Here is a 14165-nt window from a genome sequence, read left to right as displayed (position 1 = left end):
CGGAATAGATCTGATCCTTTCAGTCCACCGGGAGACCGAGTGCGGTGCGGAGGGTGTTGGCCCACCAGGTCCGTTGCGGGCCTGGTCGCTGCGCCGCGGCTGCGCTGACGCCCGCGCTGCGGCGGAAGGCAGCGCCGTACGTGGCGTCGAGTGCGAGTGCCTGGTGGAGCGCGGCCACCGCCAGCCGGGTGTCGGCTAGTGGCCCCGGCCGCCCGCTCCGGGTCCGGGCGGCGTGCAGGACCTGGACCACCGGCTCCAGGAATCCCGTGCCGGGGTCCTCCCAGCCGGCCGCGTGCAGCGCGACGGCGAGTTCGGCGTACCCCTGGTCGTAGACGCGGGCGATGGTCCGGATCAACCCGTCGATATCGGCCTGGCCGTCCGCCCAGCTCGCGACCGCCTCCTCGACCGCGCCGCGAATCCGGCGACCGCCGTACCGCAGGAGTGCGACCAGGAGCTCCTGGCGGCTGCCGAAGTGGTGGGCGACACCGGCATCCGTCATGCCGATCCGCTTGGCGACCGCCCGGACGCTGACGGCGTCCAGCCCGCCCTCAACGAGAAGCTCCTCGGCTGCTTGCAGAATCGCCCGCCGAGACTCCTCCGGTGTTCTGCGAATACGAGTGGCCGCCATAAACCAGGGATTCTAGGACGACGCGGGCCAGGGGCCGAGGGTTTCGCCTTCCTGGCCGCGCGCCTGCACCTGGCCGACGAGGTCAGGGAGTGACTGGGATGTTGGTCAGGCCTGTTTGGGCGTTCTGGACGGTGTTGGAGGAGTGGACGACGTTGGGGTCGGCGCTGCACTTGGACACCGACGAGATGTAGATGGCGTACTTGCCGGTGCTGCCGAGGTTGGATGCGTTGTTGCGCCAGACGTTGCCGCAGCCGTTCGGGAACGACGGGGTGGTGGAGGGGTTGTGCGTCTCGTAGCCGTTCGCGAACGTGCCGGGGGAGGAGAAGGTCCCGGTGTTGTTCTCGATGACGTAGTCGAAGCCCTTGACGTCGACCCACGAGTCGGCCGAGTTCTCGCCCGAGATGCCGCGGCCGTTGAAGGTGTTGCCGCGGATGACGCCGCCCGTCGTTCCCTCCTTCACGTCGATCGCCTCGGCGGCGATGTTCGGGCCGAGCTGGTTGTCCAGCACCTGCACACGGTCGGACTTGTCCACCCCGCCGGAGTTGCCGTGACAACCCCAGTTGGACCCGGCCGAGCCGATGTACACGCCCTCGCCGTACCCCTTCTGTACCAGCCCCGCATCGGTGATCGTCGAGTTCTTGATCACGCCGTCAGCCGACGAGCGGCGGAAGTGCACGGACTCTTCGTCGGTGTGATGGACCGAGACACCGTCGATGGTCACGTGATGAGAGTTGTCCAGCACGATGCCCTTCTTCGATTCCTGCACGGTGAATCCGGTCAGCTTCCAGTACGGCGCTCCGAACAACCACAGCCCGTATCCGGAGTCCCAGCCGGACGTCGGTGCCGGGCACGACGGTGCAGTTCCGGACGGTCCGTCGTTGATCAGTACGGCGGACGACGGGCCGGTCAAGGTGATCGGTGCCGAGGAGGTTCCAGCGCGCTGTGTGAGGAACGAGCCGCGGTACTGGCCGGCCGCGAGCCGGATCGTCTGACCGGCTTGTGCATTCGCCAGCGCCGCCTGCAACTGTGCCGCCGTCGAAACGTCGACCACGGATCCGCCGCCACCGCCCGAGGTCGTCACGCTGATCGCGGTACTCGGTCCCGACTGGTTGCCCGCGGCATCACGCGCCCGGACGACGTACGAGTAGGTCGTCGACGCGGACAGCCCGCTGTCGGTGTGGCTGGTACCCGTGACAGTGGTCACCGGCTGCCCGTTCCGGTAGATCACATAGCCGGTGACGCCGACGTTGTCGGTCGCCGCGTTCCAGGCCAGCGACGCGCTCGAGGACGTCGTACCGGTACTGCGCAGCCCGCCCGGAACGCTCGGTGGGGTGGTGTCACCACCGCCGCCGATCGTCCCGTAGACCTCGAACTCGAACAGCGAGTACCCGTACGCCGTTCCGCGCGCGGTGCCGTTGATCCGCACGTACCGGGCAGTCCCGGTCACCGCGATTTCGTCGGTGCCGCCGTCGCCGGTCGTGGTGGAGTGGGCGGTCGACCAAGTGGTGCCGTCTGTCGAGAGCTGGACCTGATACGCCTTGCCGTACGCGGCTTCCCAGTTCAGCTTCACCCGGGTCAGGTTCGCGGCGGCGCCGAGGTCGACCTGGATCCACTCGGGGTCGGTCCCTTCCCGCGATGCCCAGCGGCTTGCGGCGTCGCCGTCGACTGCCTTCCCCGCTTCGAAGCCGGCACCCTCGATCGACGACGCGGTCGCCGTCTTCCCGCGGGACAGCAGCGTCTCCGTTCCACCGCCACCACCGGGCTGGGTGGTGGCAGTGACTGCGTTACTCACGCCTGACTGGTTGCCGACGGCATCCTTGGCCCGGACGGTGTAGGAGTACGACGTCGCCGCGGTCAGCCCGCTATCGGTGTACGTGGTGCCAGTGCTGGTTCCGACCACCGCGCCGTTGCGCAGTACGTCGTACCCGGTCACACCGACGTTGTCCACGGATGCGTTCCAGGCCAGTGCCGCGCTGCTCGACGTGGTAGAGGTGACCTGCAGGCCGGACGGCGTACTGGGCGGGGTCGTGTCGTCCTCGCCGCCACCGCCTGGGTTGCGAAGGAACAGCGAGCCCGACGTGTCGGTGCGAGACGCGTTGACGCCGCCGTTCGGCACGGTGTAGTCGGCCGTCTCCCGGCTTGCCCAGTCCGGGATGGTCGCGCCGTTCAGTGCAAGGTGCTGGAACTTCGTCGGATCGGCTGAGCTGCTGCCGAACTGGTACAGACGCTGCCGGTCCGGGTAGTAGGTCTGGTAGGCGCCGTTCTCGGTGGTCTGCTTGCTGAGCGCATTGTTGTAGACGACGTTCTGCGGACCGCTGGATCCCGACCACTTGACCGCCTTCGGGCCCGCGGCCCACCAGATCGGCCACCAGGTCGAATCGTCCGGAATGTCACCGCCCTCGTCACCACAGTTGCTCTGGCAGTTCTTCGACGAGTGCTCGAACGGGATCCGGACAGTGTTGTTCTCGAACAGGTTGCGCCGTTCCCAACCGCCGTGCACGTTCAGGTCGGAGTCGAAGTCGTTGCCGATGGCCACATTGTTCGAGGCGGACCACTGGAAGGTGAAGTGCCGGAGGTCCCGCGTGGTGTTGTAGCCGTACAGCGAGTCCCACACCCGGGAACCGCGCAGGTAGCCGTTGCCGCCCTTGCCCTTGTTCCACGATCCGTCCAGGTGTGACTCCTGCACCTGGATGTTCTTCGCGCTCTCGGTGACGATCGGGTGCGAACCGGTCATCTCGGTACCGACCCGCCGTACCCAGGTGTTGATCGCCCACTTCAGGACGATCCCGTGCATCTGGTACTCCGGCGCCATGTTGCCGTAGTTGTGGACGGCATCGGCCTTGTTCAGGTTGTAGGTGCCGCCGGCCAGCTTCGGCATACCGGTCATGTCCTGGGTGATGGTGAGATCCTCGATACCGACCCCGAGGACCGGCTTGAGCGGCGTCACCCGGCTCGGGTAGACGGTGCCACCGATCGCCGCCGAGCCGTCCGAGGTGGAGTTCAGCGGCAGGTCGTACTCGAGGGGTTTGTCGATCGTCAGGTTCCGCCCGGTCGTGTCGACCGCGGCGATCTGGAAGATCTGCTGCCGCATGTGCAGATTCATGTACTTCGACGTGTCGGTGACGGTCTGCTGCTGGTAGAACTTCGCCGAGTTCGCCGCGCCGACCCAGAGGTAGTTGCCGGCCTTGAAGAGCGCCATGTTCGCGTTGGTCGCCAGCTTGATCTGGGTCGTGCCGGTCGCCGAAGCCTCGCGGAGCGGTACGCCGCTGGCCCAGTGCTGGTTGATGCTGCCTTCGAAGATGTCCTTCCGGTTCGCCGGCGCCGAGGCGTAGTCGGCGGCGTACTTGGGCGAGACCTCACGGGTCTGCACCCGAAGCAGTCCGCGGCCGGGCCATGCCCAGCCACCCTTGCCGGACGCGCCGTGCGTCATCCCGTCCTCGTCCCAGTCACTGCCGTCGGCGGTGAGCTTGTCGTACCGGGTGTTGGTGTCGGGGCGGAACACCAGCACGGTTCGGCCCTGCCCGGCGCCCTTGATCAGCAAGTAGCTGGCGTCGAGTCCGAGCTGCCGGGTGACGGTGATCCGTCCCTCCGGCAAGGTGATCTGCGAGAGCTTGTTGTACCCGGCCGACGGAGTGCACTGCGTCCGGATCGCGTCGATCGCGGCCTGCAGCCCGGTGGTCGCATCACTACCATCCGCGCGGACGCCGTACTGCGAAGCCAGCTCCGCGGCGGTGATCTGGCAGTTCTGGTCCGGGTTGATGTCGGCGGCACCGGGGAGCGGGGCGCCACCTCGGTAGCCCGCCTTGCTCCAGTCCGGCAGACCAGCGATGGGCGCGCGCCGGTTCGCACTGGTCAGGTCAGGAATCGCTGCGGAGGCCTCGGGGGCCGCTTGAATCTGACCGGCCGCGACCACGGTGGTCAGCAAGCCGCAGATCAGCACAGCTGCGCCGGCTGCGGCAAGCCGGCGACGCCTTCGATAGGTGGTGGACGACATGGCAGGGCCTCCTGAAGGGCGGGGGGAGGGAGCGGATCTCTGGGCAGAGGTCAGGGCACCCGGTTCGACGGGAGCGGCAAGCGCTTTCCCAAAGATCGAACAACTGTTAGGAAACTTTCTTAATGATTGGATGTGAGGCTAGACCGCCCGGCCGCCTTCCGGCAAGACCTCACTGCCAACGGGTTCAGGGCCTGGGTCAGTGAATGTTCAGGGCCTTGAGGAGGAGGGGGAGGGAGGCGTGGAGTTCGCGTTGCCAGTAGGCCCAGGCGTGGGTGCCGGGGCCGTAGAAGTTGGTGGTGAGGTGCTTGGCTCCGGCACGGGTTAGGGCGGCGGCGAGTGCGTGGTTCTGGCGGTTGAAGTCGGCCTCGAGGGCATCGGTTTTGCCGGGTGGGTCGAGCGGGCCCGCGGTGCCGTCGCCGCAGGAGAGGTAGATCGGCAGTGACTTCAGCCTGGGTGCGAGGTAGTAGGGGTCGTGCGCTGCCCAGATGTTCCGTTGGGCCACCGGGTCGCCCCACACGCGGAGCGGGTCACCTCCCTGGCCGCCGAAGAAGCCCATGATCCGGTTGACCGATTCGGTGTTGAGCAGCGGGTGCGCCGAGCCGGAGTACGCCGCTGCCGCGCGGAACATGCCGGGGTGGCGAGCGGCGTACAGGAGTGCGCCTTGACCGCCCATGGACAGTCCGGCCACGACGCGGTTGCTGCTTGCGCCCCAGCTCTTCTCGAGCAGCCGCCGCAGCTCGACGGTGTGGAAGGTCTCCCAGGCCGGGTCACCACCTGCGCCGTGGTTCCACCAGTTGCTGTACCAGCCGTTCCAGCCGGCCTCGGGCATCACGACGAGCACCTTGCGCAGGTTGTCGATCTTGGCGATGTCGGTGCCGGACCAAGCGGTGTAGTCCCCGCAGCAACCGGCCAGCAACCAGAAGGTCGGCCAGTGCTGCCGGCGATCCGCCGGGTCCCAGCCGTCCGGCGTCAGCAGCCGAACCTTCACGACGCGATTCCCCAGCGCGGGGGAGCGGACCGACAAATCCGTCAGCCGGTCCGCGACCTTGGTGACACCGACGACCTCGGCACCGGCAGGTGCTGCCTGCACGGCCGGTACGGCGATGCCGGCGCTGGGCGGTGCTGCTGTTGCCGGCGTGAGCGGCAACAGCGCGAGCAGCAGGGCGCCGATCCATGAACGCTTCATCTGGTTTCACCTCGGGGCGGGAGAGCGAATAGACCACCTCGGACGATACAGTCAGGTGGCGACGTCAAGGCCGTGTCACGGTCTGCCGTTCCAGGCGCGCGAGTACCGGCTCAGGGTGGTTGTGAGGCGATGGCATCGCTGCGAGTACGGCAGATCCTTCTCGAGGTGCTGGCCATCGACCAACCCGATCCTCCCGGCCTCGAGGGGGACACCGTCTGGCGCAGGCTGTGCGCCTCGGTGACCACATCGGTGCCGGTCAGCGGTGCCGGGGTGGCACTGATGACAGCAGCCGGTCACGGCGGCACCCTGGCCGCGACCGACGGGCCGGCCGAGGTGATGGAGAACCTCCAGCAGACCCTCGGGGAAGGTCCGTGCCTGACCGCGTTCCACGACCGGCGACCGGTGCTGGAACACGACCTGGCCCGGGCCGGACAGCGCTGGCCTGGCTTCGCCCCCGCCGCGGCCGCCGCCGGTATCGCGGCCATCTTCGCGTTCCCGCTCCAGATCGGTGCCATCCGGCTCGGCGTACTCGACCTCTATCGGGACACCACCGGCCCGCTGGACAGCCTGCAGCTGGCCGAAGCTCTCGACTACGCCGCTGCCGCGACCACGATCCTGCTCGACCTGCAGCACGAGCAACCGCCTGACGGGCTGCAATCACAACTGTCCGATGCCGTCGACAGCCACCGGGCCATCCACCAGGCCACCGGCATCATCTCTGTGCAGGCATCGGTCGGTATGGACGAGGCCCTGCTCCTGCTGCGGGCCCGCGCGTACGCCGACGGACGCCCGCTGCTCGAACTCGGCCAGGACGTGGTCGCCCGGACAGTGACCTTCCACCCCGAGGACGATCATCATGAATAACATCTTCACCCCGTGCACGCGGGTCCTTCCGGCCTGGAAAGGCGGCAGCAAATGAGCAGGGAGCAGCGCCTCGCGGAGGTGTTCATCGAACTCGCCGACACCCTTGTCGACAACTACGACGTCATCGACCTGCTGCACACTCTGTGCGAGCGCAGCGTCGAGCTCCTGCAGGCTGATGCGGCCGGCCTGATCCTGGCCGACCAGCGCAGCGTGCTCCACGTCATGGCCTCCACCAGCGAAGAGGCGAAGCTCCTGGAGCTGTTCGTGCTGCAAGCCGACGAGGGGCCCTGCCTGGACTGCTACTCCACCGGCGAGCAAGTGGTGAACATCGACCTGGACGAGGTCGAGGAACGCTGGCCGCAGTTCCGCGCAGCGACCATCGCAGTCGGTTTCCGCTCGACCCACGCGATCCCGTTGCGGCTGCGTGGCCAGGTGCTCGGTGTGCTGAACCTGTTCTGCGCCGACCGCGTCACCCTGAGCAGATCCGACGTGGCTCTAGGTCAAGCACTGTGTGACATCGCCACCGTCGGCCTCCTCCAGGAACGGACCGTGCGCCGTGGCGAAGTCCTGGCCGAGCAACTGCAGTCCGCCCTGAACAGCCGCATCCTGATCGAGCAGGCCAAAGGCGTCCTGTCCGAACGCAGCCGCATCAGCGTCGACGACGCCTTCGCTCTGATGCGCGCTCACGCCCGCCGCAACCACCTGCAACTCGGGGCAGTCGCCACCGGCCTCATCGACGGAAGCATCGCGGCCGCCACGCTGACCCCCACCAGCGACTGATCGCGAGGCTCAGGTCCGGCCGCTGGGCAGCGAAATCCGGTGGCCCGGTATCGCCGGTCGCCTTACGCTGGGACCGAACTGCGTGCTGCCGCGAGATCGCGGCAGGCGTTCTGACGAGTGAGGGGAGCCCGGCCATGCGTTACCGCATCGCTGTGGGCGCTCCCCGGTCACGGTACGACGTGATCCTGGTGTCTTCGGTTGTCAGGTGCCGGCTGCGCGGTCGGCACCTGTCCGCGACGAACTGACCTATTCCGTCCTGTCTGCTCCCCACGGAGCGACGACGCGGATGGTTCGTTCGCGAATTGCGCTGCCCGATTCCGGATCATCCGAAAGGCCGTCGGCCATGCGTACCACCCTCGACAACCTCCGTAATGTCGGCATTCTCGCCCACGTCGATGCGGGCAAGACCACCGTCACCGAACGGATCCTGTACCTCACCGGCACCACACACAAACGTGGTGAGGTCCACGACGGCACGACCGTCACCGACTTCGACCCGCAGGAACGCGATCGTGGCATCACGATCTTCGCCGCCGCCGTGAGTTGCGACTGGGACGGGCACTCGATCAACCTGATCGACACCCCGGGCCACGTCGACTTCTCCGACGAGGTCGAGCGCTCGCTGCGGGTGCTCGACGGTGCGGTCGCGCTGTTCGACGCCGTCGCCGGAGTCGAACCGCAGAGCGAGTCGGTCTGGCGGCAGGCCGACCGGCACGGGGTGCCGCGGATCGCGTTCGTCAACAAGATGGACCGGCCCGGCGCGGACCTCGACGCAGCGGTGGATTCGATCCGGCAGCGGTTGCACGTAACCCCGTTGGTGGTGCAGCTGCCGATCGGAACAGAAGCGGAGTTCAGCGGAGTGATCGACCTGATCACGATGCGGGCGTATGTCTGGGACGACGGGTTGGTGGAGTGTCCGGTGCCCGATGCCCTTGTGGAACAGGCGGTACGACGACGCCGGTTGCTCGAGGAGGCTGTTGCCGAAATGCATCCGCTTGCGCTGGATGAGTTCGCTGCCCGGTCGACGGTCTCGGCGGAGACGCTGGCTGCCGCCCTGCGCGACCTCACCCGGTCTAGAGCGGGCGTGGTGGTGCTGTGCGGATCGGCGTACCGAAACCGTGGGGTTGAGCCGTTGCTGGACGCTGTCGTCGCCTATCTGCCTTCGCCGGCGGAGGTGCCGCCGGTGCGCGGTACGTCGGACGGTGCCGTGCAGGAGCGGATCGCCGACCCGAAGGCGCCGTTCGCGGCGCTCGTGTTCAAGGTCAACTCGACCGCCACTGGGCGGCTGACGTACCTGCGGGTGTACTCGGGAACGATTCGGAAGGGAGAAACGGTGATGGATGCAGGCACGGGACGCACGGAGCGGATCAGTCGCATCCTGCGGGTGCAGGCCGACCAGCACGCGGAGGTCCAGCAGGCGGTCGCCGGCGACATCGTCGCGGTCGTCGGGCCCAAGTTCGCACGCAGCGGCGCCACGCTGTGCGCGCCGGCAGCACCGTTGGTTCTCGAACCGCCGGTCGTGACTGACCCGGTCGTTTCGGTGGCAGTCGAGGCTCGCAAGAGCACCGACACCGATCGGCTCGCGTCGGCCCTGACGCGGCTGATCGAGGAGGACCCCTCGCTGACGGTCCGGACCGATTCCGAGACCGGTCAGACGCTGCTGTCGGGTATGGGCGAGCTGCATCTCGAGGTCGCGGTGGAGAAGGTGCGCCGCGCTCACGGGCTGGAGATCGGAGTCGGCCGGCCGCAGGTGACCTACCGCGAGACAGTCGCGCGCGGTGTGTCCGGACTGGTGTACCGGCACGTCAAGCAGGAGGGCGGTGCCGGTCAGTTCGCTCAGATCACGCTCGACGTCGTACCGCTGGATGACGACAGTACGGAGGAGTTCGTGTTCCGGTCGGTCGTCGTCGGTGGACGGGTGCCGCAGGAGTATGTCCGCGCAGTCGAGGCAGGCTGCCGGGATGCGCTGGCCGAGGGACCCCTCGGCGGGCACCCGGTGACCGGCGTACAGGTCACGCTGACGGATGGAGCCACCCATCCGAAGGACTCCTCGGAGTTGGCGTTCCGGACGGCAGGCCGGCTGGGTCTCCGGGAAGCACTGCGCGCCAGTGCGATGGTGCTCCTGGAGCCGGTCGCCGAGGTCACGGCGACCGTGCCGGAGGATGCCATGGGCGGCGTACTCGGTGACCTGGCGGCACGGCGCGGCCGGATCTCGGGTTCGGCCGCGCGGCCGGGCACGATGGTGATCGTCGCCACCGTGCCCCTGGCCGAGCTGTTCGGCTACGCAACCCAACTACGCAGCCGAACCCAAGGCCGGGGAACCTTCACCACCCGCACCACCGGCTACGTCCCGGCACCGGCCCGGTAGAGCCGCTGGACAGACCCCGCCGCCGAGCGGGGTCTGTTCAGTCCCACCTCGCCGCCGGCCCGCGAAGGGCGAGCCTCTGCAGGGCGTCTTCGATGAGGGACCAGAAGCGCTTGGCGTCGAGGTCCAGGGCGACCGTCGCGTTCTGGGGACCCTGGGGAGAGCCTGACCGGTCGACGCGGGTCGCCCCTCGTGTCCGGGGGTCGTCGCATTCGACGTCCACCCGCGTGCGGATGGTCGTTGCGACCGCGGGATCGATCAGCAGCGCCACGGTGATGGGGTCGTGCAGCGGACCGTCAGGCATTCCTTCGAAGGCGTAGGTCGAGCAGAAGAACTCGAGCAGCTCGACGCCGAAGGCGGCGATCGGGCTCCCCAGTGCTGCGATCCGGGCGCGCACCTCACGGGTGATCAGCGCTTGGTGGGAGATGTTGAGCCCGACCATGGTGAAGTCCAGGCCGGACCCCAGCACGATCGCGGCGGCTTCGGGGTCGGCCCAGGCGTTGAACTCGGCCTCGGCGGTGACGTTCCCGCGACCGGTGGAGCCGCCCATCCAGATCACCCGCTGGATCTTGGGCAGGAGCTCCGGATGACGCTGCACCAGGTGCGCGATGTTGGTCAGCGGGCCCGTGGGCACCAGGACGACCGGTTCTTCCGAAGTGTTGAGGACATCGGCGATCAGCGTCAGCGCGTCGCGCTCGTCGAGCTCCACCGTCGGCGTCGGGAGGGTGAGGCCCCCGAGTGCGTTGGCTCCGTGGATCCACTCGGCCGGCCGCAACTCGCCGTACAGCGGCTCCGCGGCGCCCTGGGCTACTGGTACGTCGTGAATGCCGGCGACCGTGCACGCCACCAGCGCGTTGTGGGTGGTGTGCTCGATGCGGCCGTTGCCGGCGACGGTGGTGATGGCTCGCAGATCGATGGCCGGGTTCGCGGCGGCGAGCCAGATGGCGAAGACGTCGTCGTGCCCGGGATCGCAGTCGATGACGATCGGGATGCTCACAGCTCTCCTTGCGCTCCAGGTGCGGGACCGATGCCGCCAAACTAGCCTCGCCGAACTGATTTCCGGGGGGATGCAACCAACTTCGGCCCCGTTGGTGTGTCTAACTCGGTAGCAAGGACGGGGAGGCGACATGAGTGATCAGGACGCGGCGTTCCAGGCGTATTTCGTGGCACGGTCCGACTCCATGCGTGGTACGGCGTACCTGCTGTGCGGCGACTGGCATCGCGCGGAAGACCTGGTCCAGCAGACGTTCACGAAGATCTATCTGGCCTGGCGCCGGATCCAGCGGCACGAGGCAATGGACAGCTACACCCGGCAGACGCTCGTACGGACGTTCCTGTCCGAGCGCCGGCGGGGGTGGTTCCGGTACGAGTCGGTCGGTTCTCCGGAGACCGATCGGGCCGCGCCGTCGTCGGGTCTCGCCGACGAACGGCTCGTGCTGATGGAGGCACTTGCGAAGGTGCCGCCGAGGCAACGCGCGGTTCTGGTCCTGCGGTACTGGGAGGACCAGTCCGTCGAACAGACGGCCGCGCTGCTCGATTGCTCGCCAGGAAATGTCAAGAGCCAGGCCGCGCGTGGATTGACGACACTGCGCGGTCTACTGACTGTGCCGTTTGATGAAGGAGAGAGAGTCCGATGAACGAAGAGGATCTCAACGAGGCACTGCACGACGTGATGGTGCGCAGCAGTCCGCCGCCGTCGATGGATCCTGCGGCCGCGCTCGACCGGGCCCGCCGGGTGCGCAAGCGGCGCCGGGCGGCGTGGGCCGGGGCGGCCGTCGTACCGCTGGTGGCTGTTGTCGCGGCCGGTCCGACCCTGATCGCGAACTTCCCCGCCGGCGGCGGGTCGACGGATCCGATGGTGGCGGGCGGCACAACGCCGCGGCCCGGGTCCACCGCGGTGCCGACGACGCGGAAGTCCGGTGATCCGTGGCCGGAGGGCCAGGCGGACCGTACGGCGACCGCGGGTCCGCGCGCCGAACGAGCCGTGACGTTGATGGACGACCTGAGCTCGTCGGTACCGTCGGGGTTCAGTACGCCGGACCTGAAGTACCCGGAAGGTCGAGCGATGCGGTCGGCGCAGAGCCAGTACGCCTCCAATGACGGGGAGCAGGACTACTGGCAGTACCGAGCCGACATCCCGGTGCAGAAGGACGACCGGGTGGGTCAGCTGCTGGTGGAGTCGTTCACCCCTGACGGCAAGCGGGCAACGACCCCGTGCAAGCTGGCACAGAGCTTCTGGGGTGGAAAGGGCACCTGCGCCGTCGTGGACGTCGACGGCAAGAAGGTCGGCGTGGTCACCAGCAAGGGCAACGACAGCTACGACCAGTGGGCCGCCTACCGTCACGACAACGGGTCGATCGTCTACCTCGCCCAGGTCAAGAAGAGCGACCACTCGGAGCATGCCCCCCTGAAGCAACCGATCTTCACGACCCGGCAACTGGCCGAGCTGGTGACGTCAGAGAAGTTCCACATCAACAGCTGACCCCTCTACGCTGCATCGGAGTCATCCGCGCAGAGGGGTACATCTTGAGTCTTCGGCCACGTCGGGTTCCCGCAGTCCTGAGCCTCTTCAGCCTGATCGCAGGTCTGGCGGCCGCGGGGGCGAGCATCGCGCTGGTGTTCGCCGACGAGTCGAGGGACCTCCGCGTCACCCTCTGCACTGTGATCGCCGTGGCGGTCGCCGTCATCACCCTGGCGGCCGCACCGGCCACGCGGCCGCTCCCGGCGCTGGCCGGCCACCGTCGCCGCGGTACGGCGAGGTTCGGCCGCGTGCTCGTCGTCATCAGCTGGACGCTGCGGGTCGCGGTCGCCGGTGTGGCCACCTGGTACATCACCTGGAACTCGGACTCTGCTGCCATCCAGCCGCTCGCGGCCGCGCTCGTCGCACTGTCGATGTCCCTGATGGTCGTCGCGCAGTGGGGGCAGCACCTTGCGGGGTTCGTCACGGCGGCCGACGACCTGCGCGGGTCAGGGCTAGCGCGCCGCGCAGTAGCCATCGCAGCAGCGGCCGCTACCGCTGGGGTCGCCGGCTACCTGGCCGCACTCGTGGAGCGCTTCCGCAGCCTGGTCATGGATCCCGTGTGGGACCACGCCCGAGAGCAATGGGGCTGGCCGAGCTTCCTGGCCGGGCTTCTCGTCGCGCTGGTGACCATCGTGGGAGTGACGCTGATCGCGAGCCTGGTCGGTGCTGCGATGCTCTCGATCGCCTTCCTGGTCGGGCCGTGGACCAGAGTCGGGCGTTGGCTCATCAAGTACTCGCCGGTCAAGTACACGCGATGGATCAACGCCGTACGCATCAGTGTCGTCGGCTTCACCGCAGCCTTCCCCGCCGCCCCCAACGAACGCACCACGCGCTGGATCTACCAGGGGGTGCGCGACAGCTCAGGACCGCTGGAACCGATCTTCCTCAAGATGCTGACCGACGACGTGGCCCAGGCCGCGGCCGCACTGGCGCCCGCAGGCGACATCGTCCTGCGCGCGGTCGGCGACCACGAGGAATTCGTCCTGGAATCCGGGCCAGGGGAGACCCGGCGGCTCGACGACTTCCCCGAGGCGGCGGCGCTGCGGCGGATCAGGCTGGCCGTCCACACCATCGAGCTCGGCCTCCCGTCGGTGGTGCGCTGCTCGTCGGCAGCCAACTGGTCGAGCGCGCCGGAGGAGCCCGAGTGGTTCTCCGAACCCAGCCACGAGGACCTCGTCAAGGAGGTCATCCGGTACCCACCCGGAGCCCCCTGGGTACGCGACCGCCTCGGTCTGCCCAGGATCACGCTGGACTGGTGACCAGGCGTCCAATAGGTGGGCTGGCCCTTCCGGGTCGGCGGGCCAGGTGTCACCATGCGAGGGTTGGTATACCAGGAGGCACGTGTAGGTCGATGAGCCTTGCAAGCTACCCAGCAGTCACGGTTACTGCGGTCGCTATGTCGCAGGAACGCGACGACCTGCGCGGCATCGCTCGCGTTCAGTGGGCGGATCCTCACGGTGGGTTAGAGGACAGCTCGATCGAAGACGTCATCCGCTGGCTCGAGCACAGCTCCGGTATCGCGTACGTCGGTAACCCGGACGGGACCCGTGGGCCACGGATCCGCGTCGCCGGCGTCGGCCTCCAGCGGTACATCAGGAGCAACCCGGACGACGAGACCGCCGACGCCCTACTGACGTTGCCACGCCTCGACCGCGTCGTACTCCCCGACCGAACCTCCAGGGCCCGCCGAGCCGCGCGCCAGCCAGGCTGGCGCTGGAGCCCCGGAAGACGGGCCAGACCAGCCATGTAGGCAGGATCCCCCCGTCAACCGAACGGTTGACGGTGGATTCAACCGGCTGAGGAGTGGGGGAGCCGGTCGGTCGATGT

At 68.1% G+C, this 14165-nt stretch carries 11 protein-coding genes; 7 read left to right on the top strand and 4 right to left on the bottom strand.

What is annotated here, in order from left to right:
• Positions 1-19 precede the first annotated feature (19 nt).
• The 3 genes from ACFCV3_RS12025 to ACFCV3_RS12015 all read right to left on the bottom strand — a co-directional run bounded on the left by ACFCV3_RS12025 (position 20) and on the right by ACFCV3_RS12015 (position 5808).
• The gene (locus ACFCV3_RS12025; RefSeq protein WP_376029184.1) at positions 20-628 is read right to left on the bottom strand and encodes a TetR/AcrR family transcriptional regulator; all 609 of its coding nucleotides are present in this window, start codon (positions 626-628) and stop codon (positions 20-22) included.
• A gap of 82 nt (positions 629-710) precedes the next feature.
• Positions 711-4622: a discoidin domain-containing protein gene (locus ACFCV3_RS12020; RefSeq protein WP_376029182.1), complete on the bottom strand. Its 3912-nt coding sequence runs from the start codon at positions 4620-4622 to the stop codon at positions 711-713.
• Positions 4623-4818: 196 nt separating this feature from the next.
• The gene (locus ACFCV3_RS12015; RefSeq protein ID WP_376029179.1) at positions 4819-5808 is read right to left on the bottom strand and encodes an alpha/beta hydrolase; all 990 of its coding nucleotides are present in this window, start codon (positions 5806-5808) and stop codon (positions 4819-4821) included.
• A gap of 129 nt (positions 5809-5937) precedes the next feature.
• Here ACFCV3_RS12015 and ACFCV3_RS12010 point away from each other — a divergent pair, with 129 nt between their 5' ends.
• From ACFCV3_RS12010 to fusA, 3 genes are all read left to right on the top strand, one after another.
• The gene (locus tag ACFCV3_RS12010) at positions 5938-6672 is read left to right on the top strand and encodes an ANTAR domain-containing protein (RefSeq protein ID WP_376029177.1); all 735 of its coding nucleotides are present in this window, start codon (positions 5938-5940) and stop codon (positions 6670-6672) included.
• A gap of 51 nt (positions 6673-6723) precedes the next feature.
• A complete protein-coding gene (locus tag ACFCV3_RS12005; RefSeq protein ID WP_376029176.1) occupies positions 6724-7452 on the top strand; it encodes a GAF and ANTAR domain-containing protein in 729 nt (242 codons plus the stop codon).
• 343 nt (positions 7453-7795) lie between these two features.
• Complete coding sequence (gene fusA, locus ACFCV3_RS12000; RefSeq protein ID WP_376029174.1) at positions 7796-9820, top strand: elongation factor G; 2025 nt, start codon at positions 7796-7798, stop codon at positions 9818-9820.
• Between the two features lie 37 nt (positions 9821-9857).
• Here fusA and ACFCV3_RS11995 read toward each other — a convergent pair whose 3' ends face one another.
• Positions 9858-10814 (bottom strand): nucleoside hydrolase, encoded by a 957-nt coding sequence (locus ACFCV3_RS11995; protein ID WP_376029171.1) that lies wholly within the window; start codon positions 10812-10814, stop codon positions 9858-9860.
• A gap of 130 nt (positions 10815-10944) precedes the next feature.
• Between ACFCV3_RS11995 and ACFCV3_RS11990 the strand changes: the two genes are divergently transcribed.
• The 4 genes from ACFCV3_RS11990 to ACFCV3_RS11975 all read left to right on the top strand — a co-directional run bounded on the left by ACFCV3_RS11990 (position 10945) and on the right by ACFCV3_RS11975 (position 14088).
• A complete protein-coding gene (locus ACFCV3_RS11990) occupies positions 10945-11454 on the top strand; it encodes a SigE family RNA polymerase sigma factor (protein WP_376029169.1) in 510 nt (169 codons plus the stop codon).
• The gene (locus tag ACFCV3_RS11985) at positions 11451-12299 is read left to right on the top strand and encodes a hypothetical protein (RefSeq protein ID WP_376029166.1); all 849 of its coding nucleotides are present in this window, start codon (positions 11451-11453) and stop codon (positions 12297-12299) included. Before ACFCV3_RS11990 ends, ACFCV3_RS11985 begins: the two co-directional genes overlap by 4 nt.
• 44 nt (positions 12300-12343) lie before the next feature.
• Positions 12344-13597, top strand: a complete 1254-nt coding sequence (locus tag ACFCV3_RS11980; protein ID WP_376029165.1) for a hypothetical protein — start codon at positions 12344-12346, stop codon at positions 13595-13597.
• A gap of 92 nt (positions 13598-13689) precedes the next feature.
• Entirely contained in the window at positions 13690-14088 is a 399-nt protein-coding gene (locus ACFCV3_RS11975; protein WP_376029163.1) for a DUF3892 domain-containing protein, read from the top strand.
• Positions 14089-14165: the final 77 nt, after the last annotated feature.

This window comes from Kribbella sp. NPDC056345, assembly GCF_042262745.1.
Lineage (GTDB): Bacteria > Actinomycetota > Actinomycetes > Propionibacteriales > Kribbellaceae > Kribbella.
The sequence above is the reverse complement of the archived record's forward strand: the minus strand, read 5'-3'. Positions and strand labels throughout refer to the sequence as shown.

What these genes read in the sequence shown, in the direction of transcription:
- ACFCV3_RS11990 (WP_376029169.1), top strand. Translation starts at nt 10,945, where the DNA reads ATGAGTGATCAGGACGCGGCGTTCCAGGCGTATTTCGTGGCACGGTCC.
- ACFCV3_RS12025 (WP_376029184.1), bottom strand. Translation starts at nt 628, where the DNA reads ATGGCGGCCACTCGTATTCGCAGAACACCGGAGGAGTCTCGGCGGGCG.
- ACFCV3_RS11985 (WP_376029166.1), top strand. Translation starts at nt 11,451, where the DNA reads ATGAACGAAGAGGATCTCAACGAGGCACTGCACGACGTGATGGTGCGC.
- ACFCV3_RS12005 (WP_376029176.1), top strand. Translation starts at nt 6,724, where the DNA reads ATGAGCAGGGAGCAGCGCCTCGCGGAGGTGTTCATCGAACTCGCCGAC.
- fusA (WP_376029174.1), top strand. Translation starts at nt 7,796, where the DNA reads ATGCGTACCACCCTCGACAACCTCCGTAATGTCGGCATTCTCGCCCAC.
- ACFCV3_RS12015 (WP_376029179.1), bottom strand. Translation starts at nt 5,808, where the DNA reads ATGAAGCGTTCATGGATCGGCGCCCTGCTGCTCGCGCTGTTGCCGCTC.
- ACFCV3_RS12010 (WP_376029177.1), top strand. Translation starts at nt 5,938, where the DNA reads ATGGCATCGCTGCGAGTACGGCAGATCCTTCTCGAGGTGCTGGCCATC.
- ACFCV3_RS11975 (WP_376029163.1), top strand. Translation starts at nt 13,690, where the DNA reads ATGAGCCTTGCAAGCTACCCAGCAGTCACGGTTACTGCGGTCGCTATG.
- ACFCV3_RS12020 (WP_376029182.1), bottom strand. Translation starts at nt 4,622, where the DNA reads ATGTCGTCCACCACCTATCGAAGGCGTCGCCGGCTTGCCGCAGCCGGC.